Here is a 20480-nt window from a genome sequence, read left to right as displayed (position 1 = left end):
TGCCCCTGGCCTCTGCAAGTGATGACAAAATCACCCTTTCTACCCGCACGATAGCCTCGCGGGCCGGAAAAGCTGGAAAGCCCCCGGCCCACAATTGCATTTAAGGCAATTTATTGTTTAAAAATCCTTCAAGACGATCTTGCCGATCACGCGCCCGGTCTCCAGCGTGGCATGGGCCTGGCGCAGGTTGGCGGCGTTAATCGGCGACAAAACCTGGTTCAGCGTGGTGACCAGCGTTTTCTGGTCGATCAGGCGCGCTACCTGGTCCAGCAGATTGCCCTGCTCTTGCATGTCCGCAGTCTGGAACATCGAGCGGGTAAACATGAATTCCCAGATAAAGCCAGCGCTCTTGGCTTTCAGCAGACTGACATCCAACGGCGCGGCGTTCTCAACGATGGTGCAGATCATGCCTTGCGGCGCCACTGCCACGGCGGCGGCCGGGAAATGGCGGTCGGTATCGTTCAGAATCAGCACGTAATCGACGCTGTCGAAGCCTTGTTCCTTGAGCTGCGCCGGCAGGTCGCCGAAATGGTTGATCACGTGCTGCGCGCCCAGTTCGCGCACCCATTGCTCCGACTCGGGACGCGATGCGGTCGCAATCACATTCAGGCCTGCGATCTTGACCGCCAGCTGGATCGCAATCGAGCCGACGCCGCCGGCGCCGCCGATGATCAGCAGCGACTTGGCCGGCGCGCTGGAACGAGCCGGCACCTTGAGGCGATCGAACAGCGCTTCCCAGGCCGTGATCGCGGTCAGCGGCAAAGCCGCCGCCTGCTCGAACGACAGCGTCTGCGGCATGTTGCCGACGATGCGCTCATCCACCAGCTGGAATTCGCTGTTGCTGCCCGGGCGGGTAATGTCGCCGGCATAGAACACCCGGTCGCCGGCCTTGAAACGGCTGACTTCCGGACCCACCGCCTGCACCACGCCGGCGGCGTCCCAGCCCAGCACGCGCGGCGATTTTTCTACCGTGTCTTTCGGCGCGCGCACCTTGACGTCGACCGGGTTGACTGCGATGGCCTTGATGGCGACCAGCAGGTCGCGCCCTTTTGGAACCAGCTGGTCGAGCTGGACGTCGACCAGCGATTCGGGATTTTCGATGGGCAGATAACGGCTTAAAGCGATGGCTTTCATGTTCAAACTCCTGGAATGAGGACCGTTTCAATCTGAATCCGGTCGTGAATTGGGGTACTTGAACGCCATTATGATAATGTTGAATTATTTTATAAACATGCCAGTATTTGATTCACTTTCAATTGAAATTTGATAATGTACTCAACCACCGACCTCCAGCTTTTCATCCACACGGCGGATCTGGGCAGTCTGTCCAAGGCGGCACGCCAGCTCGATCTGCTGCCCGCCACCGCCAGCGCCAGCCTGAAGCGGCTGGAACAACAGCTCAACACCCGCCTGTTCGTGCGCTCCACCCGCAGCATGCGGCTGACGCCCGAGGGCAGCATGTTCCTGGAATATAGCCGCCAGGCGCTGGCCTTGCTGAACGAGGGACAGGCGCTGCTCAACGCCGAGGGGCCGGTGAGCGGCCATTTGCGCCTGTCGATGCCGTCCGATGTCGGCCGCAATGTGTTGCTGCCCTGGCTCGACGTTTTCCAGGCGCGCCATCCGCAAGTCACGCTGTCGCTGCAGTTTTCCGACCGTGTCATCGATCTGTTCCGCGATCCGGTCGACGTCGCCTTCCGCTATGGTCCGCTGGACGATTCGACGCTGGTGTCGCAAGTCCTGGCCGCCAGCCGCCGCGTCGTCGTGGCGGCGCCATCCTATCTGGCAAAGCATGGCCGGCCACAAGTGCCCAAGGACTTGGCCAGCCACAACTGCCTGCTGTATTACCTGCAGCACGGCCTGTTCAACAACTGGCGCTTTTATTCAGGGAAGACGGCGATCGACGTCAAGGTGCGCGGCGACCGCATGAGCGACGATGCTTCGATTGCGCGGGCCTGGGCCGTTGCCGGCATCGGCATCGCCTACAAATCCTGGCTTGATGTGCGGCAGGATGTGGCCGAGGGCCGCCTGGAAATCCTGCTGGAGCAGTTCGGCGGCGAAGACACGCCGCTGAACATGGTGTATCCGCACCGCAGCAGCATGTCGCCGTCGCTGCGCGCCTTGCTGGCGTTCTTGCGGGCGCAGTTTGCCGCACTCAATCTGTCGCAGTAGAGGGCACGACATCACGACCGAAATGCGCCAGCACGAATTCGACGAACGATTTCAGCTTGGGCGTCATCTTGCGGTTCGAAGCCACCACCAGGTGCATCGGCCGGTGCTGCAGTTCGTAATCGGCCAGCAAACGCTGCAGCCGGCCGGCCGCCACCTCGTCGCGCAGCAGGGCTTCTGGCTGCATGATGATGCCGATGCCTTGCAAGGCCGCGGTGCGCAAGGCCATGCCGTTATTCGCGCGGAAATTGCCGTGCACCTCGATCTCATGCTGCACGCCGCCAAGGGAAAACTGCCACAGGTTATAGCGGCTGCCATGGACGAAGCTGAGGCAATTGTGCGCAAGCAGCTGCTGCGGTGTTTGCGGCGCGCCGTGCCGCGCCAGGTAATCCGGTGCAGCGCAAACCATGGCCCTATAGGGTTGCAAGGGCCGCGCGATCAGGCTCGAATCCGGCAGGGGGCCGATCCGCAGCCCGACCTCGAAACCCTCTTCGACCAGGTCGACCACGCGGTCGTTCAGGGACAGGTCCAGTTCAACGTCGGGATAACGCTCCAGATATTCTCGTATCACCGCGGTCAGCATCAAGCCGCCGAATGTCGCCGGCGCGGTCACCCGCAGCACGCCACGCGGCAGCAGCTGCATCTGCTTGACCGAGGCGTCGGCCGCCTCGATTTCCAGCAGCGCCTGTTTGCAGCGCTCGAAATACAGCTGGCCGATCTCGGTCAGGCTCTGGCGCCGCGTGGTGCGGTTGAGCAGCCGCACTCCAAGCTGCTCCTCCAGTTGGCGCACATGCTTGCCGACCATGGTGGGCGAAATCCCTGCTTCCTCGGCGGCGGCGGAAAACCCGCCCTTCTCCACCACGCGGACGAAAATCTGCATGCTGGTCAGTCTGTCCATGATTTGCCGCCCCAATTAAACACCACCAGTTCTAAGTGATATGAATAATATGATATTTATCCATCAATGAGAAGCAATCATAATCAGTTCCTGATCTCACTTATCAAGGAGTGCAACATGAAAATAGCGGTTATCGGTGCCACAGGCACAGTCGGCAAGGCAGTCGTCCAGCAGTTGGCGGCCCGCCACGACATCATCGAAGTCGGCAACAGCAGCGGCCGATATCAGGTCGACATTACCGACATTCACAGCGTCGAACGCCTGTTCGAGCAGATCGGCAAGGTCGACGCCATCGTCTCGACCGCCGGCAAACTGCATTTCGGCCCGCTGCAGGAATTGACTCCGGAAAAATTCCAGGTCGGACTGCGCGACAAGCTGATGGGGCAGATCAACCTGGCGCTAGTGGCCCAGCACCACCTCAACGACGGCGGCTCGATCACTCTCACCAGCGGCATCCTGAGCCACGAACCAATCCTGCAAGGGGTCAACGCCACCACGGTCAACGCCGCGCTGGATGGTTTCGTGCGCGCCGCCGCCATTGAACTCGAGCGCGGCATCCGTATCAACATCGTCAGCCCGACCGTGCTGCAGGAATCGCTGGCCAGCTATGGTCCGTTCTTCTACGGCTTTGAGGCAGCGCCGGCCAGCCGTGTGGCGCTGGCTTACAGCCGCAGCGTCGAAGGCGCGCAGAGCGGCCAGGTTTACCGGGTCTGGTAATTCAGCGCCGCCTCAGGGCAAGCTGCGTCATCGCCGGCAGCGATCTTGTCAAGATATGTCAGGATTTTGTCAAGATGATGCAGTAAGATTGGCTGCAGAATAAGTCAAGCGCAGCCAATCCTTCCCTTTCAAGAGGCCTGTCATGGTGAATGTAGTAAAGCGCATCCAAGAGTACAACGCCGGCCGCGATCCGCAGCGCCTGCAGCTCAAATACAAGAATATCCGCAACGATCCCTTCACCTTCCTGCGCGGCACCTGCCATCTGTTCTATGAGCGCCTGCCATACAGCGGCTTGATGCGGAGCGCGCCGCTGGCGTGGATCTGCGGCGACCTGCATCTGGAAAACTTCGGCAGCTACAAGGGCGACAACCGCCTGGCCTACTTTGACATGAACGATTTCGACGAGGCCGTACTGGCGCCGGCGAGCTGGGAACTGGTCAGGTTCCTGACCAGCGTACTGATCGCGGCCGACGGCTCGTCCGCCAAGCCTGCCGATACGCGCCTGCTATGCCGCAGCTTTATCGACGCCTATGCCAATGCGCTGAGCCTGGGCAAGCCACGCTGGATCGAACGCGACACCGCCACCGGCATGGTGGGCGACTTGCTGAACAGCCTGCGCGGCCGCCTGCGCCCGACTTATCTGGATAGCCGTAGCGTGCGCAAGGGCAAGCAGCGGGTACTGCGGGTGGACGGCAAGAAAGCGCTGCCGGTGTCCGACAAGCAGCGCGCCAAAGTCACCAAGTTCATGCAGAAATTCGCCAGCAAACAAGCCAATCCGGCGTTCTACAAGGTGCTGGACGTGGCGCGCCGCATCGCCGGCACCGGCAGCCTGGGCGTCGACCGCTATGTGATCCTGGTCGAGGGCAAGGGCTCTCCCGACGGTAACTACCTGCTGGATCTGAAGCAGGCGCTGCCTTCTTCATTGGCGCCCTACCTGAAGGTGGCCCAGCCCAAATGGGAGAGCGAAGCACAACGCGTGGTGGCGCTGCAGCGGCGCTGCCAGGCGGTCTCCATGGCCTTTCTGCAGCCGGTCATGCTCGGCAAGACACCGTATGTGCTGCGCGGCCTGCAGCCGAGCGAAGACCGGGTGGTGCTGAAGCAGCCGCGCCATAGCACCAGCGAAATCCAGCAAGTGATGACGGTGATGGGCGACATCGTCGCCTGGGCGCAATTGCGCAGCGCCGGCCGCCAGGGTTCGGCGAATGCCGACCAGTTGATCGCCTTCGGCCAAAGCAAAAAGTGGAAGAAACAATTGCTGGACGCCGCCCAGAGTTGCGCAGCGCAAGTGCGCCAGGACTGGCAAACCTACAGCAAGGCCTACGATGCCGGAGTCTTTGAGCTGTAGCAGTGCGGATCTGCAATCCGGCGCCTGTTTCAATGACTTGCGGCCGCCGGTTTCCGCGGAAAGATGTAATTGCGTACAGTGCTGTCCTATTATCAAGTAATTCAAGGTATGATTCTGATCGCTGCATCCAGTACGCAGACCAGAAAAACATCCAGGAGCAATTGCCGCACCTGCCCGGATATCTGCGAAAAACTCCTTGAGAACAATAGTGATACAGCAACAGACACAGAAACAAATCGTGGTGATCGGCGGCGGCGTGATGGGAGTCTGCAGCGCCTACTTCCTCGCCGAAGCCGGGCACCAGGTCGCCGTAGTTGAACAACGCAGCAATGTGGCCGAACAATCGACGCTGGGTAATTCCGGCATCTTGTCGGCCGGTTCGGCCCTGCCTTGGTCCGCACCCGGCATGCGCAAGAAAATCCTGGCCGGCATGTTCAACCAGGAAGCCGCCAACGTCCTCAACGCCCGTTTCAGCCCCTCGCTGTGGCGCTGGATGCGGCGCTGGATGGCGGAATCCGAAATCCAGCGCTTTCGCTCCCATACCCACCAGATGCAGCGCCTGGCGTCCTATAGCCAGGATTTGCTGGATCAGATACAGCAGCATTTCCAGCTCGATTTCGAGCAAAGCCCGGGTATGCTGCGTCTGTTTCGCAGCGAAGCCGAACTGGCGGCGCTGCAGCCCACGCGGGAGCTGCTGATCGAATGCGGGGTTGCCCACCAACTGCTGGACCAAGCCGCGGTACAGGCGCTGGAACCGGCCCTGGCCAGCGCCGGCAATCTGGCCGGCGGCCTGCATTTTCCCGATCTCGGCTCCGGCAACTGCACCCTGTTCACCAAGCAGCTGAAAGCCATCCTGCAGGGCCTGGGAGTGCAGTTCCATTTCGACAGCACGGTCACCGCCATCGATCCGCAAGGCGCCCGGGTCGGCCTGCACATAGGCGGCGAAGTCTTGAGCGCCGATGCCGTGGTGTGCGCCGCCGGCAGCGCCAGCGCCCAACTGCTGCGGCCGCTGGGACTGCGCTTGCCGCTGCACGCGATCAAGACTTATACCGCCACCGCCAGCGTCAAGAACTATGAGGTGGCGCCGCAGATGGCGGTGCTGGACGACAGCTACAAGATCACCATGGCGCGCATCGGCGCCCGCATGCGCCTGGCCGGCATCGCCGAATTCGGCGCCAAGGACATGGCGTTCGACGACAAAGCCCTGCGCACCTTGCTGAAAGTGGCGCACGACTGGTTCCCCGACGCCGCCAACTTCAACAGCGCCAGCTTCTGGTGCGGCCACACGCCTATGCTGGCCGACGAAGTGCCGCTGATCGGACCGACCGGCGCCAGCAATGTGTTCGTCAACATCGCCCACGGCGGTTCCGGCTGGAGCATGGCCCTGGGCGCCGCCAAGGTCCTGGCCGACCAGGTCTCCGGCCGGGTGCCGGAAGTAGATCTGGACGGCCTGACCGTAGCGCGTTACCGTTAAAACACGGCGCAACGGAAGAGCGGCTGGCGCAGCCAGGCGGCATCAGAGTTTTTTTACGGCCGGCCGTATCGTCGTAAAATGACTCTGTCCCCACTGAATGGACAAGGTCCCAACATGAGCGCCATCTACTCCATCGCCGAGATCCGGAAAATCGAGCAGGCAGCCTTGCGCAATCTGCCCTCCTATACCCTGATGCAACGCGCCGGCCAGGCCGCCGCCCAAGCCGCCCTGCGCCTGCTCCCCTGCCCGCCTCACAGCGCCGCGATCCTGGTGCTGGCCGGTCCCGGCAACAATGGCGGCGACGCCATGGAAGCGGCAGCCGGCCTGGCCGAAGCCGGCGCCGAAGTGCTGCTTTTGCTGACAGCCCCGCCCTCGCAATTGCCGCCCGACGCCTCCCAGGCGTTAGCCCGCGCCCAGCAACAAGGCGTGCACCTGATGCCGCCCGAACAGTTTGCCGACATCGACAGCGCGCAATGGACGCTGGTCATCGACGGCCTTTTCGGCATCGGCCTCAGCCGCCCGCTCGACGGCGACTGGCGCAGCCTGGTGCAGGCGGTGAACGCCATGCCCTGCCCGCTGCTGGCGCTCGATGTGCCGAGCGGGCTGGATGCCGATACCGGCGCCGTGCTTGGCGGCGCCAGCGGCATCGCCGTCGCCGCCAGCCACACCATCACCTTCATCGCCAACAAAGCCGGCCTGCATACCGGCGACGGCCCCGATTATGCCGGAAGCGTCGAACTGGCAACGCTGGAGATTGCAGAGCAGCACCTGCCGGCGCCGGGCATGTGGCTGAATCAGCCTGATCTGTTCCGCGACTACCTTCTGCCGCGCAGGCGTAATTCCCACAAGGGCAGTTTTGGCAACGTCGCCGTGATCGGCGGCGCCCCCGGCATGACCGGCGCGCCGATCCTGGCAGCGCGCACCGCCCTCAAATGCGGCGCCGGCCGTGTGCTGGTCGGCTTTGCGGATAATCCGCCGGCATATGACAGCATGCAGCCGGAACTGATGTGCCGCCACGCCGACGATCTGGATTTTTCTGCCGCCGTGCTGGTGCTCGGTCCCGGCATGGGTATGGCCGACAGCGCGCAGGCCTTGCTGACGCGCGCGCTGGATGCGCTCAGCTGGCTGGTGCTGGACGCCGACGCCCTCAATCTGCTGGCGCGCCAGCCGCAGTTGCAGATCCAGGCAGCGCAGCGCCAGCACGCCATACTGATGACGCCGCATCCGCTGGAAGCTGCGCGCCTGCTCGGCCTCAGCACCAGCGAAATCCAGGCCGACCGGGTAACGGCGGCGCGCAAGCTGGCTTGCCGCTTCAATGCGGTGGTGGTGCTGAAGGGCGTCGGCAGCATCATCGCCCGCGCCGACGGCGCAGTGGCGGTCAATCCCACCGGCAATCCGGCGCTGGCTACCGCCGGCAGCGGCGATGTCCTGTCCGGCATCTGCGGCGCCCTGCTGGCGCAAGGCTGGCCGCAATGGGAAGCGGCGCTGGCGGCAACATGGCTGCACGGCCGCGCCGCCGACCAGCTGGTCGAACAAGGCATGGGACCGGTCGGCCTGACCGCGGGCGAGCTGATTCCGGAAGTCCGGCTACTGCTGAACCAGCTGCTGCAGGAGCGCTGACGGCCAGGCTTTATCGCGGATTATTGTTCCGGCGGACTGCGCCGAAATGGCGCGATAGGTACAGTCCCAGGATCAGGAAGCCTGCCAAGAACAAGACCGATCCAAGGTTGACGCCAACTGTAAACGGATAAGCCGCATACAACAGAGCGCCGGCCACGAGATTGGCCAAACCCCACAGGAAGTTCGCGGCCGGCGACGAATCGCCCACCCCGCGCGGCTTGGCGAACGGCGTGGGAAACAGCTCCCCGCGCAAACCGCAGGACAAGTGCGGGATGCAGTTGCACAGAAACGCGCCGGCGAAAAAAGTCGCCACGTATTGCAGAAAATTCATATCGATCCAGAGTTAAAAGAGAATTTGCAACGTGCCTGACTTTGTTACCGCCCCCACGGCACCACCGCCACTCCCATCAACTGGCGATGGAAAGTCATTACCAGCAGCGCCAGCAGCAATCCCGAAACCACCGCGATCACATCGTACTTCAGTGCCGGCTCGAACGGTTTGTAGCTGCCGCGCCTGAGCACGGAAATCAAGTCAATCACGACAAAAGCCAGGAACGCGGAAAACAGGATGGTCGCCTTTTCGTGGCCATTGGCCAGCAGATGCACCAGCGCCCAGATACCTACCCCCAGCAGCATGGGATGCTTGACCCAGGCGCGGATGTGGCCTTTCATGTTCGCCGCTGCCAGCAGGATGAAACTGATCACCATGGCCAGCGGAGCGCCATGTCTCGCGCCAATGAACGAGTTGAAAAAACGCGGTTCGCCCGGCGCCTTGGCATAGCCGACGATGATCAGGATCAGCGCAAGCGCAGCCAGGATGGCGAACATGGCTTTGTAGCGGTTTTCGCCCAACGATTGCAGCATGCCGGCTTTCAGAGTCGGCAAGGTGGGAATCAGGTGAAGGCCGATGAACAGCAGCAGGCCGAGAATTAAAATTTCCAAATCACTCTCCTTGAAAGGACAGGCTATCGACGGAAGCTGCAATGAAAAATCCCTCCCGGCGTCGCCACCGGGAGGGATTCATTATATGAGAAATGCGCTTTTCCTAGTGCGCCAGGATTTCCTTGGCCAGCTCGCCGCCGCCATAGACCTTTTCCAGGGTTTCCAGGATCGCCCCGCTATGCACCGCCACCGAACGGTTGAAGCGTTGGTCATACCAGAAGGCGCCGCCCAGCGAGTGGATATTGCCGTCGAAAATCAAGCCGACGATTTCGCCGTTGCGATTGATCATCGGGCTACCGGAATTGCCGCCGATGATGTCGTTGGTGGTGGCCAGGTTATAGCGTTGCGCCAGGTTCAGCTTGCTCTTGGGGACGTGCCAGGAAGCCGGCAAGGCGAACGGATCGGCGCCGGTGTCGCGGGCAAAGGCGCCGCCGATGGTGGTGAACGGCGGAATCTGCTGGTCGCCCTCTTTCCAGCCCTTCACTTCACCATACGACAAGCGCAGGGTAAAAGTCGCATCCGGATAAGCGCTGGTGCCTTGCTGGGCAAAACGGGCTTGGGCGATCAGTTCCGAGTTCTTTTGCTGAACCGATTCCACTTCCTTTTCATAACGGCTGCGGATCGCGCGCGCGGCCGGGTCCAGCGCCAGCTCCATCTTGATGAACGGATCGTCGGATTTCAGGATGGCTTCCTTGCCGCCCTGCCACAACGCCTTGCGCACTGCCGGGTCGCCCAGCCTGGTGTTGTCGATCAAGGCCGCGCTGAGCTGATCCGGCGATTGCTTGCCCAGCACCTGCTTGACGAAAGCGTCGTCGGTGCCAAGGATTTCACGCATCTTGGTGAGTGAAAGCCCGAGCGTCACTTTTTCGAAATCAGGATAAACCGGGGCCGTGGAAAACAATTCCTGCTCTACTTCCGGCAGCTTGGCGTCGGCATATTCAGGCAGGCGTTCGCCGTTCGGCTTGGCGCGTTCTTCCGCACCGCGCACCAGGTCGCGCGCGTAGCTGAAGTACTTGCTGCTGAAGCCGCGGCCGCCTTCGATCATGCCGTAAGGCGCTTCGATCTGGCGATAGGCTTGCTGGGAAGCGGCAATCGCATCCCAGGCGCCGCCAACCTTGGCTTGCAGCGCCGGCGTCTGCGCCACGAATTTACGCAAGGCGGTTTCGTCGTCCTGTTTCTGCTGCATCAGCACCGGGTCTTGCAAGGCGCTCAGGCGTCCGCGCAAGGCCTTGTAACCGTTTTCCACGCCGAACAGCATCTGTCCGGCATTGCGCGCTGCTTCCGGGCTGCTCTTGCCGTACTGTTCCAGCACGCCGCGCAATTCCGACAAGCGGATCAGCGTGTTGACCAGGGTCAGGTCGCGCATGGTGGTCAGCTGCGAGACGGTCAGCTGGCGCTGGGTCGAACCCGGCTGGCCGGTGACGAACACCATTTCGCCTTCTTTCGCACCGTCTTTACTGAACGGGAAGTAATCCGCGATCTTGGCAGGCTTGCCGTCTTCATAGGCGCGCAGCAAAGTGATGTCGAGGTCGTAGCGCGGGAAATTGAAGTTGTCCGGATCGCCGCCGAAGAACGCGGCAGCCTTTTCCGGCGCCCATACCAGGCGCGTATCCTGGAAGCGATGGTATTTATAAACCTGGTACTGGCCGCCGTGATACAGGTCGACGACGTCGCAACGGACGGTTTCCTTGTCGTTGCCGACGCAGGCCGATGTCAGCTTGGCCTTGACGGCATTCTGCGCGTTCTTGAAGGCGGCGCCGTCCAGCCCTGCGGTGGCTTTCTTGACCTCGCTGGTGACGTCGGTGATCTGTTCCAGCCGGTTCAGTTCGATTTCCGGGCAGCTCAGTTCCTGCTCGCGGTTCTTGGCCAGGAAGCCGTCCTTGATCAGGTTCTTTTTCGCCGTCGACATCTGGTCCAGGCATTCAGATGCACAGTGATGATTGGTCATCACCAGCCCGTCTTTCGAAACAAAGGATGCCGAACAGCCGCCGGCAATCCGTGCCGATCCCAGCATGGTGCGCTTGATCCATGCATCGCTCGGGGTGAACCCGTATTCGGCCTGCATCTTCGCCTTCGGCAAATTGTCCAAGGTCCACATCCCCTCCGCCGCCATGCTCATGCCTGGAACCAGCAGTACCGCAAAAAGCCAATGAATTCGCATCGTCTTCCTAACAATAAATAATTTTTAGGAGTGAGACATTACCACATTGAAATGAGAATCGTCACCAGGAATCCAGGTCCGATTTGATGGCGATGATTTGACATTCATCTGGCCGTATTTACGCTCTTGTTTGACAATCGGAAGAACGATTCGCGGCGGCTGAAGCGGCTGCGGAAATGCGTAGCCGTTTCAGCCGCTGGCGATCTCGCATGCCTGCCGCTTGTCTAGCGCTTATTGCAGGTGCTCGAGCAAGGAAGGACCAAAGACTTCTTGCTGGATCTGCCGTTCCGGTACGCCGCGCGCCAGCAAGGCATTGCGCTGGGCGCGCATGAACGGCGCCGGGCCGCACAGGAAATACGCAGCGTTCTGCGGCAGCAGTGCATCGGGCACGGCCGCCAGCTGCAGGTAGCCTTGCTGCTGGTAATCCTGCGGCACGCAATCATTCGCCGCCGGCCTTTCATAAGCCACATAGGATTGCATCTGGCTGTGCAGCAGCAGCAGGCTGTCCAGTTCCCGCTTGAGCGGATGATGCCGGCCATCGAGCGTGGCATACAGGAAGTTGACCGGCCGTTGCGGGCTCAACTGCAGGCTGCTGTGCAGCATGCTCATCATCGGCGTGACGCCAACGCCGGCGCTGATCAGCACCAGCGGCGTATCCATGTCACCCGACGGCAGCACGAAATCGCCGCAGGGCGGGCTGACCCAGAGCACGTCGCCTTCCTGGAACCGGTCGTGCAGCAGGTTCGACACCAATCCAGCCGGACTGCCCTCCTCACGCTTGACGCTGATGCGCCAGTGGCCGCTGCCCGGCGCGCCGGACAGGCTGTATTGGCGCAGCTGGCGCAAGGACAGTTCGGCGACATTGACGGCGACGCTGATGTACTGGCCCGGCTGGAATGGCGGCAGTTCGGCGCCGTCGCTGGCCTGCAGATAGAAGGAACTGACAGTGTCGCTTTCCTTCTGTTTGCGGACTATCCTGACCGCGCGGTATTCGCCCGGCTCGACGCCATGCGCTTGGTACAGCCTGCGTTCTTCCGCGATCAGGGTATCCGCCAGCAAGCCATAGGCTTCAGCCCAGGCGGCCAGCAAATCCGGCGTGGCGGCGACGCCGAGGATTTCGGCGATGGCGTCCAAGAGATGCTTGCCGACGATCGGATAGTGCTCGGCGCGGATTCCCAGGCTGACATGCTTTTGCACGATGCGGCTGATGACCGGCGCCAGCGCGGCGGGATTATCGATGTTGGCGGCATAGGCGAAGATGGCCGAGGCCAGCGCCTGTTGCTGGCTGCCGGATTCCTGGTTCGGCATGTTGAAGATGTTCTTCAGTTCGGGATGCGCGGCAAACAAGCGCTGGTAGAAGCAGCGGGTAATGCTGACGCCATGCTCGCGCAGGACAGGAACGGAAGCGGCGATGTAGGGACGGGAAGCGGCTGAAAGCATATCAAACTCCTATTGTGACATTTAAAATACTACAATTAGATTAAAAAAACGCGCCGCCATATTTACCCATACCTGGAAAGGAACGGACGGCGCTCCGGCAATCGATGAAATCAGTGCACGGCCATAGGCTGGAACTGCATGCGCGCAATCACCGTCGAGGTCGGTGGCATCACCAGTTCGGCCAGGTTATACCGGTTCATGCCGGCATAGAATTCGCGCTGACCGATATCCAGCACCCGCTTCAAGTGGCAGCTGCCGCGCAATGCGCACGGCGGCTCATCGCAATCCACCAGCCCCTTGTGTCCTTCCAGCGCACTCAGGATGTCGCCCAGCAGCAAACCGGCCGGCGCCTGCGCCATCCGCAAGCCGCCGTTGCGCCCCGGCGTGGCGCTGATCCAGCCCAGCTTGACCAGGCGGTTGACCACCTTGTTCAGATGATTCTTGGGGATATCGAAATGACTTGCCAGCTCGCCTACCGTAATCATGCCCTGCTCCGGGGTGGCCGCCAGATACATCAAAACGCGCAAGCCGAAATCTGTAAATTTGGTGAATTGCATGACTTTGCTTCCTGCCGAGAGCGGAACATGAGTCCGGGATGTCATCATCATATAATTGTTGCATTTAAAAAGCAACAATAAGTCAATTTAACAATCCTTCCTGAATGACATTTATTGATGAAGAGAGCGTTACCAGCAAACGCAAAGGATTTTTGTGTCCGGCAAAAATACAAAATGTAACTTGACGTTGCTTCTCTATGAAGCCAATAATGGCGCAAAGAAATATTTCCTTGTGGAAAATCTTATTGGGGAAAGTGCGGCATGAACAAATAGCCAGGCATTTGCCTAGGTTTCCACAACATTAAATGTCAATCGGGAGATTTGTCATGAAAAAGTTTGTACGGAACGGCATTTTGATTATCGCTTCAGCAACGGTATACAGCACAGTTTCCAACACCGCTTCCGCAGCCACCGCCACGGCGACCATGACCAATACAGTCACGATTGCCAACAACTGCATCATTTCCACGACCGGCTTCACCACTACCTACGATCCGATCGTCGCCAACCTTTCCACGCCCCAGACCACAACCGCCAGCGTCTCCACCACTTGCACCGTCGGCGCCAGTCCGGTGATTACCCTGGGCCAGGGCGCAAACGCCAATACCGGTTCGACCAACGCGGTGCCGCTGCGCCGCCTATCCAGCGGCGGCGGCAGCCCGACCTACCTCAACTACGGCCTGTTTTCCGACAGCGGCCATACCACAACCTGGGGCAACACCGCCGGCACCGCGCCTGCGGCGGTCACCGCCACCGGCCTGGCAACCCCGATCACCATCTACGCCAGCATCCCGGCTGCCCAGTCCGAGCCCGCTGCAACCTATACCGATACGGTCGTTGCCACCGTCACGTTTTAGGCGCGGCGAGCAATGATGATCATGTTGAATAATGCATGGCAGCGGCTGCTGCTGGCCGGGCTGTGCGCCGGGTTATTCACCGGCTTGGTTAATCAGGCGCATGCAGCATCGTTCAACGTAAATCCGATCGGCTTCGAGCTCAGCAGCGAGCGCAGTTCCGGCGTGCTGCAAATCAGGAATACCGGCGACCAGCCGGTGCGCATCCAGGTGGAAGCAGTCGACTGGAGCAGCGATGGCAGCAAGGAAGTGCTGAGCGATACCGATGCACTGTTGCTGAATCCACCGATCTTCACCATCGAGCCGGACCAGATGCAATTCCTGCGCTTCGGCCTGCGTCATCCGCAGAACTCGCCCAGCGAGAAAAGCTATCGGCTGCTGATCGATGAAGTTCCGCAAGCCAGCTTGCAAGGGTCCGGCCTGAAGACTTTGCTGAGGGTCAGCATTCCGGTATTCATCGGCCCGAAGATTCGCCAGGAAAAGATTTCCTGGCAATTGAAGCACGTGTCCGGCGCGCTGCTGCTGAGCGCCGCCAACGAGGGCAACGTCCACAGCAAGATTAACCGCATCACGCTCCGCAACGCCGAAGACAAGGATGCTGTGCAGATCGCTACACCTGCTTATGTTTTGCCGGGTCAGCGCAAGGAATGGTCCTTGGTAAACGGAAAAATCCGTGACGGCGCGGTCCGGCTGCACATTCAGACAGACAAGGGCGAGATTGAAGAACACCTCACGCTGGAGGCTGACCAGGTATCTAGCCGCTAGCCTGATCGCCTGCCAAACCCCGGCGCTGGCCACGGCGGAGAGGCCATCGGCAGAGCAGGAAATATTATTGGCCGTTGTCGTCAACGACAAGAAATTGACGGACGCAACGCTTATTCTGCGCACTGCGGCAAATGGCATCATCGTGCCGTCGCAATTATTGACGGAGGCCCGCTTGCGCTTGCCGAATTCCGCCGCCATCAGCAGCCATCAGGAAAACTACTATCCGCTGGATGCCCTGCCTGGCGTCCACGCCGAGATCGAAAACAGCACCCAGACGCTGATCATCCAGGCGCAGGCAACCGCCTTCATCGACTCGGAATTCAATCTTGGCGATCACCGCCAATTGCTGGAACAGACTGCCGAAACCGGCGCCTTCCTGAACTACGACATCAATTACGCCAGGGGCCAGGGTCAAAACAATCTTTCCGCGGTGACGGAAGTCGGCGTGTTCAGCGGCGGCGGCACCTACACCAGCCGTTTTGTCGGCCAGGACCTGACCGGCAAGCGCTCGGTGTTCCGGCTCGACAGCCAGTACACCCGGGATTTCCCGGAACAGCAGGCCACCCTGGTGCTGGGCGACAGCGTCACCGGCAGCAGTTCCCTTTCGCGCCAGGTGTATTTCGGCGGCATTCAATGGCACACCAAGTTCTCCACCATTCCTGGCTACCAGGCGATCCCCTTGCCGGCATTCAGCGGCACGGCGGCAGCGCCATCGGTGGTCGACATCTACGTCGACAACATCCTGCGCCTCAAGCAGCCGGTCGACACCGGGCCGTTCACCATCAACAACCTGCCGGTGTATGCCGGCCAGGGCAATGTGCAGATGGTGGTGCACGATGTGCTGGGACGGCAGCAGGTCTACACCCAAAGCTATATCACCAGCGCCCGGCTGCTGCGGCAAGGCAGCAAGGATGTTTCCTATGAAATCGGGGCCTTGCGCAATAATTTCGGCAGCAAGGACAGCGACTATGGCCAGGCCTTCAGTTCCGCCACCGTACGCTACGGCGTCAGCGACAGCAGCACCATCGAAAGCCACGGCGAGGTGATGCGCGGACGGGAGTCGCTGGGCATCGGCGGCGCCGTGGCGCTGACGGATATCGGCTTGCTGAGCGGCGGCGTCGCCGCCAGCAATTCGGAGCGTGGCAACGACACTCTGCAATACCTGCAGTTCGACCGCCAGGGCAGCCAATATGCCATGACTGTGCGCGTACAGACAGCCGGCGCACGCTTTTGGCAGCTCGGCCTGGGCGACGATATCCTGGCGCCGGCACAACAGATCCAGGCCCAGGCCAACTTGTCGCTGAGCGCGCGCACCAACCTGGCCTTAGGCTACTTGAGCCAGGTCAACCGCGGCCAGGACAATGTGCGGGCCGTGAATGCCGGCATCAATTTCAACTTGCGCCGCTACGGTACCGTCAGCGTCGGCTTCCTCAAATCGCTGACGCAAGACCGGCCGCTGTCGGCCAACGTGGTCTGGGTTATTCCGCTGGAACACCAGAGTTTCGCGCAGGTGGTGGCCACTGGCCAGCCGGGCAGCAAATCCTTCAGCGCCGGATACCAGCAAACCGCGCCGCAGGAAGGCGGCTGGGGCTACCGTGCACGTAAGGCGTTCTTCGACAATGGCGGCGAAGATATCGGCGTCAATTACCTGGGCTCCACCGGCGAATATACGATGAGCGCTAATCATGCCGATGGCCAAAGCAACCTGCAGCTGGAGGCGCGCGGCGGCATTGCCCTGCTCGGCGGCCACGCCCGGGCGACGCGCTGGATGGACGAGAGCTTCGCCATGGTGGAAGTGCCGGTGTCCCAGCCTATCGATATCTACGCCAACAATGTCAAGGTCGGCCAGACTGACAAATATGGGGTCGGCTTCGTTCCTCGCCTGGTTCCTTACGAACCGAATAACGTCTACCTGGATACCGCCGGCCTGCCCTTGTCGATGACGCTGGATCTGAACCAGAAATCAGTCACTCCGGGGCCGCGCAGCGGCAGCCTGCTGAAATTCAGCGCCCAGCAGAACCAGAGCGCAACGCTGGTGCTCAGGGATAGGCAAGGAACGCCGCTTGCGACCGGCACCCTTGTGTATTTGAACGGCAGTACGGAAGCGCAGGAAGTGGCCTTGCGCGGCCAGGTCTTTATTCCGGCGATGGTGTATCCGGCCAGGATTGCAGTAACCGACAATACGGCCCGGCCGATATGCAGTTTCGACATTCCCGCACCTGCCAAGGCAGAGGCTTTCCCTGTACTGGGGCCGTTTTCCTGCGGCCAGGAGACGAAATGAAACGTTGCTTGCAATGGCTGGTTTCCCTAGGCATGCTGGCGCTGCCGTTGAGCGCCCATGCCCTGCTTGCAACATGTACCGTAAGCGCTACTGGAATTACGTTTCCTGCTTATACCTCTCCCGGCGGCGGCAACGCCGACAGCACCGGCGACGTTGCCGTCACCTGCACCGCCACACTGGTAGCAGGCACCGGCAGTTACACCATCGCCCTCAGCACGGGTAGCGGCACCTATGCTACCCGCACCCTGAAATCAGGCGTCAATATTCTCAACTACAATATCTATACCGATAGCGCCCGCAGCATCGTCTGGGGCGACGGTTCCGGCACCACGCAAACCGAATCCGACAGTTATCTGATCCTGTTGACGCCGACGACTCGCCACTACACGCCATACGGCCGCATCCCAGGCGCGCAAAACAAACCGGCAGGCACTTATACCGACACGGTGACTGTCACCATCACTTACTAGCAGGCTTTCCCCGCTTCGTCAGGCTCTAGTGCGCGGCGGAGGTGTCCGCAATGCGCGTCGGCTTGGGCGCAAACCACACCGCGATCGCTCCTAGCAGGAAGGACAGCGCCGCCATCATGAACATGTGATTGGTCGACAGCATGATGCTTTGCGACTGCACCGTCTGTTCTATGCTGGCCCTTGCCTGGTCGGCCGACATGCCGGACTGCATCAGGCTGTTGGCGGCGTCGCCGAACTTGTCTACCAGGCCGGACAGTTCCGCGTGATAGTAGGCGGCATTGTTTTCCCAGCCGGTATTGACCAGCGAGGTCGCAATCGCGCCCGACATGGTGCGGCAGAAGCTCATCAGGCCAGCCGCCGAGGCGGTTTCCGAGGGATTCACGCTGCTCAGCGCCAGCGCCGTCAGCGGCACGAAGAACAGCGGCATGCCTATGCCCTGCATCAGCAGCGGCCAGCCGATCTGGAAGGTGGTCATGTCCGAACTGTTGAAACTGCGCAGCAGAGTCACCATGCCAAGCCAGAGCACGCCGCAGCAGACCAGCTTGCGCGGATCGACCTTGGTCGACAGCTTGGCGACGAAGGGCGCGGTCAGCACTGCCAGGATGCCGGACAAGGCCGTGGTCTGACCCGATTGCGTCGCAGTGTAGCCCATATAGCCTTGCAGCCACAGCGGCGTCAGCACGGTGGCGCCGAAGAAGGCGCCGAAGGCCAGGCAGATGGTAGTCACGCTGGCCGAGTAGCCGCGGTGGCGGAACACGCGCAGGTCGACGATAGGATTGCGCTCGGTCAGCTCCCAGATCAGGAAAGCGATGAAACCAATGGCGGCGGTCAGCGCCAGCACCACGATTTCAGTCGAGGCGAACCAGTCGAGTTCCTTGCCCTTGTCCAGCATCAGTTGCAAGGCCGCGACCCAGATTATCATCAGCGCCAGTCCGACCTTGTCGATCGGCAGTTTCACCAACGGTGATTCGAAGCGCTTCAGCATTTTCCAGCCGATATAGCCGCAGATCAGCGCCACCGGCACGTTGATGTAGAAGATGTAGGGCCAGCTGTACTGGTCGCACAGCACGCCGCCCAGTATCGGCCCCGCAATCGGTGCAATCAAGGTGGTCATGGCCCACAGCCCGACCGCCGCCGGCGCTTTCTCTTTCGGGAAAATCCGCAGCAGCAAGGTTTGCGACAAGGGGATCAGTGGGCCGCCGGCCAGCCCTTGCATGACGCGGAAAGCGATCAGCAAGCCGAGCGAATTCGCCAGTCCGCACAGCGCGGAAAAAATGCCGAACATGATCATCGAGGTAATGAACACGCGCACCGCGCCGAAGCGGTTGGCCAGCCATCCGGTGAGCGGCACGGTGATGGCCTCGGCCACCGCGTAAGAGGTGATCACGTAGGTGCCCTGGCTGGACGAAGCGCCCAGTGCGCCTGAGATGGTAGAGACCGAGACGTTGGCGATGGTGGTGTCGAGTACCGCCATGAAGTTGGCGGCCGCCAGCAGCAAGCCGACGCCCAGCAATTGCGCGCCCTGCAGCGGCTTCACCGGCAGTTCGGAAGACGAAGTGGATGACATGATGCTGCTTTCTTACATGGCGGAGGAAGGCGCTGCTTTAGCGGCGCGGGTATCAATCTCGACTTCCATCGACAAGCCGACGCTCAGCGGCTGCTGCAGCAACTGCTTGGGATCGACAGAGATCCGCACCGGCAAGCGCTGCACCACCTTGATCCAGTTGCCGGTCGCGTTCTGCGCTGGAATCACGGCGAAGGCTGAGCCGCTGCCACCGGACATGCCCTCTACCGTGCCGTGGTATTCCACCGACCCGCCGTAGAGATCGGCCTTCATGGTGACCGGCTGTCCGATCTTGACCTGGGTCAGCTGGCCTTCCTTGAAATTGGCGTCGACATGCATCAACTGGGTCGGCACGATAGCCAGCAAGACGGTGCCGGCCTGCACCCGCTGGCCGATCTGCACCTGGCGCCGCGCGATCACGCCGTCCACCGGCGCCCGCAGCACGGTGCGCTCCAGGTCCAGCCTAGCCTGGTCGCGCTTGGCGCGCGCCAGCGCCACTTCCGGATTGGTGTCGACAGTGGTGTCAGCGGTCAGCACCGTGCTGGCTTTTTGCGCGCCTACAGTGGCGAAGCGATTGGCCTTGGCTTGCACTTCGCCTGCTTCCGCCACTTTCAGGTTGGCTTGCATGGTCAGCAAGGCGCTGCGCGCATTGCTCAGTTCTTCTCCCGATACCGAGCCCGATTTGGACAAGGCTTCGCGCCGCTGATAATCCAGCTCGGCGCGCTGCAGGTCGGCCTGCGCCGAAATGGTCTGCGCCGCCGCCCGCTTCTGCTCCGCTTCGCGCGCCAGCACCTGCGCCGCTAGCCCGCTGTCATTGGCAAAATATCCCTGCACCCGGCGCTGCGCCCGGCCCAGGTCCGCTTCGGCCTGCGCCAGCGCCAGCCTGGCGTCGCTGTCGTCGATCACCACCAGCACCTGGCCCTGCTTCACGGCCTGGGTATCAACCACCTTGACGTCGGCGACGATGCCATTGATGGCTGGGGTCAGCTGCGAGATTTCCACCGCTGTATAGGCATTGTCGGTGCTGACATAGCGCGAGCCGATGAAATGCCAGTAAGCGGTGTAGCCGACGCCGGCAATCAGGATCACGCCGGCCAGCGCGCCGAACAGCTTCTTGCGCTTCTGGGTTGTAGCCTTGGCCTCTGCCTTGGCGATGACGTCTTCCACCGCCAGGTCCTTGATGACTTGAGAATCGCTGTGTGACATGTTGCTATCCTTAAAATATA

Annotated in this window: 18 protein-coding genes; 9 read left to right on the top strand and 9 right to left on the bottom strand. The window is 61.2% G+C overall.

Annotated features, from left to right (window positions below; all coding sequences use genetic code 11):
- Positions 1-117 precede the first annotated feature (117 nt).
- Complete coding sequence (locus tag BCF11_RS22785; protein WP_098496759.1) at positions 118-1134, bottom strand: zinc-binding alcohol dehydrogenase family protein; 1017 nt, start codon at positions 1132-1134, stop codon at positions 118-120.
- A gap of 135 nt (positions 1135-1269) precedes the next feature.
- Here BCF11_RS22785 and BCF11_RS22780 point away from each other — a divergent pair, with 135 nt between their 5' ends.
- Positions 1270-2169 carry a LysR family transcriptional regulator gene (locus BCF11_RS22780; protein WP_199111004.1) on the top strand — a complete coding sequence of 300 codons (900 nt, stop codon included), beginning with the start codon at positions 1270-1272 and terminating at the stop codon, positions 2167-2169.
- Here BCF11_RS22780 and BCF11_RS22775 read toward each other — a convergent pair.
- On the bottom strand, positions 2153-3064 hold the full coding sequence (locus tag BCF11_RS22775) for a LysR family transcriptional regulator (protein ID WP_098496757.1): 912 nt from the start codon (positions 3062-3064) through the stop codon (positions 2153-2155). The two genes, BCF11_RS22780 and BCF11_RS22775, sit on opposite strands and share 17 nt — an antisense overlap.
- Positions 3065-3130: 66 nt before the next feature.
- Between BCF11_RS22775 and BCF11_RS22770 the strand changes: the two genes are divergently transcribed.
- The 4 genes from BCF11_RS22770 (at position 3131) to BCF11_RS22755 (ending at position 8220) form a co-directional block, all read left to right on the top strand.
- Positions 3131-3781: a short chain dehydrogenase gene (locus BCF11_RS22770; RefSeq protein WP_098496756.1), complete on the top strand. Its 651-nt coding sequence runs from the start codon at positions 3131-3133 to the stop codon at positions 3779-3781.
- A gap of 142 nt (positions 3782-3923) precedes the next feature.
- On the top strand, positions 3924-5126 hold the full coding sequence (locus BCF11_RS22765; protein WP_098496755.1) for a DUF2252 domain-containing protein: 1203 nt from the start codon (positions 3924-3926) through the stop codon (positions 5124-5126).
- A gap of 208 nt (positions 5127-5334) precedes the next feature.
- Positions 5335-6600, top strand: coding sequence for a D-amino acid dehydrogenase (locus tag BCF11_RS22760; RefSeq protein ID WP_233212603.1), 1266 nt, complete (start codon positions 5335-5337; stop codon positions 6598-6600).
- A gap of 114 nt (positions 6601-6714) precedes the next feature.
- Positions 6715-8220: an NAD(P)H-hydrate dehydratase gene (locus BCF11_RS22755; RefSeq protein WP_098496753.1), complete on the top strand. Its 1506-nt coding sequence runs from the start codon at positions 6715-6717 to the stop codon at positions 8218-8220.
- Positions 8221-8230: 10 nt separating this feature from the next.
- Here the strand turns inward: BCF11_RS22755 and BCF11_RS22750 are convergent, their stop codons facing one another.
- The 5 genes from BCF11_RS22750 to BCF11_RS22730 all read right to left on the bottom strand — a co-directional run bounded on the left by BCF11_RS22750 (position 8231) and on the right by BCF11_RS22730 (position 13320).
- Positions 8231-8542 (bottom strand): hypothetical protein, encoded by a 312-nt coding sequence (locus BCF11_RS22750; protein WP_369827867.1) that lies wholly within the window; start codon positions 8540-8542, stop codon positions 8231-8233.
- Positions 8543-8595: 53 nt separating this feature from the next.
- Positions 8596-9162, bottom strand: a complete 567-nt coding sequence (locus tag BCF11_RS22745) for an NnrU family protein (protein ID WP_158229261.1) — start codon at positions 9160-9162, stop codon at positions 8596-8598.
- A 103-nt stretch (positions 9163-9265) separates the two neighbouring features.
- On the bottom strand, positions 9266-11323 hold the full coding sequence (locus BCF11_RS22740) for a S46 family peptidase (RefSeq protein WP_233212602.1): 2058 nt from the start codon (positions 11321-11323) through the stop codon (positions 9266-9268).
- 231 nt (positions 11324-11554) lie between these two features.
- Positions 11555-12763, bottom strand: a complete 1209-nt coding sequence (hmpA, locus tag BCF11_RS22735; protein WP_098496749.1) for an NO-inducible flavohemoprotein — start codon at positions 12761-12763, stop codon at positions 11555-11557.
- 110 nt (positions 12764-12873) lie between these two features.
- The gene (locus BCF11_RS22730) at positions 12874-13320 is read right to left on the bottom strand and encodes an Rrf2 family transcriptional regulator (protein ID WP_098496748.1); all 447 of its coding nucleotides are present in this window, start codon (positions 13318-13320) and stop codon (positions 12874-12876) included.
- A 326-nt stretch (positions 13321-13646) separates the two neighbouring features.
- Between BCF11_RS22730 and BCF11_RS22725 the strand changes: the two genes are divergently transcribed.
- The 4 genes from BCF11_RS22725 to BCF11_RS22710 all read left to right on the top strand — a co-directional run bounded on the left by BCF11_RS22725 (position 13647) and on the right by BCF11_RS22710 (position 17690).
- Positions 13647-14177 (top strand): spore coat U domain-containing protein, encoded by a 531-nt coding sequence (locus BCF11_RS22725; protein WP_233212601.1) that lies wholly within the window; start codon positions 13647-13649, stop codon positions 14175-14177.
- A gap of 21 nt (positions 14178-14198) precedes the next feature.
- Positions 14199-14939 carry a molecular chaperone gene (locus BCF11_RS22720; RefSeq protein ID WP_158229260.1) on the top strand — a complete coding sequence of 247 codons (741 nt, stop codon included), beginning with the start codon at positions 14199-14201 and terminating at the stop codon, positions 14937-14939.
- Between the two features lie 67 nt (positions 14940-15006).
- Positions 15007-17220 carry a fimbria/pilus outer membrane usher protein gene (locus BCF11_RS22715; RefSeq protein WP_158229259.1) on the top strand — a complete coding sequence of 738 codons (2214 nt, stop codon included), beginning with the start codon at positions 15007-15009 and terminating at the stop codon, positions 17218-17220.
- Entirely contained in the window at positions 17217-17690 is a 474-nt protein-coding gene (locus BCF11_RS22710; protein WP_158229258.1) for a spore coat U domain-containing protein, read from the top strand. The genes BCF11_RS22715 and BCF11_RS22710 overlap by 4 nt, the downstream gene beginning before the upstream one ends.
- A 25-nt stretch (positions 17691-17715) precedes the next feature.
- Here the strand turns inward: BCF11_RS22710 and BCF11_RS22705 are convergent, their stop codons facing one another.
- Both BCF11_RS22705 and BCF11_RS22700 read right to left on the bottom strand, forming a co-directional pair.
- Positions 17716-19257 carry a DHA2 family efflux MFS transporter permease subunit gene (locus tag BCF11_RS22705; RefSeq protein WP_098496743.1) on the bottom strand — a complete coding sequence of 514 codons (1542 nt, stop codon included), beginning with the start codon at positions 19255-19257 and terminating at the stop codon, positions 17716-17718.
- 12 nt (positions 19258-19269) lie between these two features.
- Positions 19270-20460 carry an HlyD family secretion protein gene (locus tag BCF11_RS22700; protein ID WP_098497656.1) on the bottom strand — a complete coding sequence of 397 codons (1191 nt, stop codon included), beginning with the start codon at positions 20458-20460 and terminating at the stop codon, positions 19270-19272.
- Between the last annotated feature and the right edge of the window lie 20 nt (positions 20461-20480).

This window comes from Collimonas sp. PA-H2 (assembly GCF_002564105.1).
Taxonomy (GTDB): Bacteria; Pseudomonadota; Gammaproteobacteria; order Burkholderiales; family Burkholderiaceae_D; genus Collimonas.
The sequence above is the reverse complement of the archived record's forward strand: the minus strand, read 5'-3'. Positions and strand labels throughout refer to the sequence as shown.

Excerpts from the sequence above, each read along its gene's own strand:
- BCF11_RS22785 (WP_098496759.1), bottom strand. The coding sequence starts at position 1,134 with ATGAAAGCCATCGCTTTAAGCCGTTATCTGCCCATCGAAAATCCCGAA.
- BCF11_RS22780 (WP_199111004.1), top strand. The coding sequence starts at position 1,270 with ATGTACTCAACCACCGACCTCCAGCTTTTCATCCACACGGCGGATCTG.
- BCF11_RS22775 (WP_098496757.1), bottom strand. The coding sequence starts at position 3,064 with ATGGACAGACTGACCAGCATGCAGATTTTCGTCCGCGTGGTGGAGAAG.
- BCF11_RS22770 (WP_098496756.1), top strand. The coding sequence starts at position 3,131 with ATGAGAAGCAATCATAATCAGTTCCTGATCTCACTTATCAAGGAGTGC.
- BCF11_RS22765 (WP_098496755.1), top strand. The coding sequence starts at position 3,924 with ATGGTGAATGTAGTAAAGCGCATCCAAGAGTACAACGCCGGCCGCGAT.
- BCF11_RS22755 (WP_098496753.1), top strand. The coding sequence starts at position 6,715 with ATGAGCGCCATCTACTCCATCGCCGAGATCCGGAAAATCGAGCAGGCA.
- BCF11_RS22740 (WP_233212602.1), bottom strand. The coding sequence starts at position 11,323 with ATGCGAATTCATTGGCTTTTTGCGGTACTGCTGGTTCCAGGCATGAGC.
- hmpA (WP_098496749.1), bottom strand. The coding sequence starts at position 12,763 with ATGCTTTCAGCCGCTTCCCGTCCCTACATCGCCGCTTCCGTTCCTGTC.
- BCF11_RS22730 (WP_098496748.1), bottom strand. The coding sequence starts at position 13,320 with ATGCAATTCACCAAATTTACAGATTTCGGCTTGCGCGTTTTGATGTAT.
- BCF11_RS22725 (WP_233212601.1), top strand. The coding sequence starts at position 13,647 with ATGAAAAAGTTTGTACGGAACGGCATTTTGATTATCGCTTCAGCAACG.
- BCF11_RS22720 (WP_158229260.1), top strand. The coding sequence starts at position 14,199 with ATGTTGAATAATGCATGGCAGCGGCTGCTGCTGGCCGGGCTGTGCGCC.
- BCF11_RS22710 (WP_158229258.1), top strand. The coding sequence starts at position 17,217 with ATGAAACGTTGCTTGCAATGGCTGGTTTCCCTAGGCATGCTGGCGCTG.
- BCF11_RS22705 (WP_098496743.1), bottom strand. The coding sequence starts at position 19,257 with ATGTCATCCACTTCGTCTTCCGAACTGCCGGTGAAGCCGCTGCAGGGC.
- BCF11_RS22700 (WP_098497656.1), bottom strand. The coding sequence starts at position 20,460 with ATGTCACACAGCGATTCTCAAGTCATCAAGGACCTGGCGGTGGAAGAC.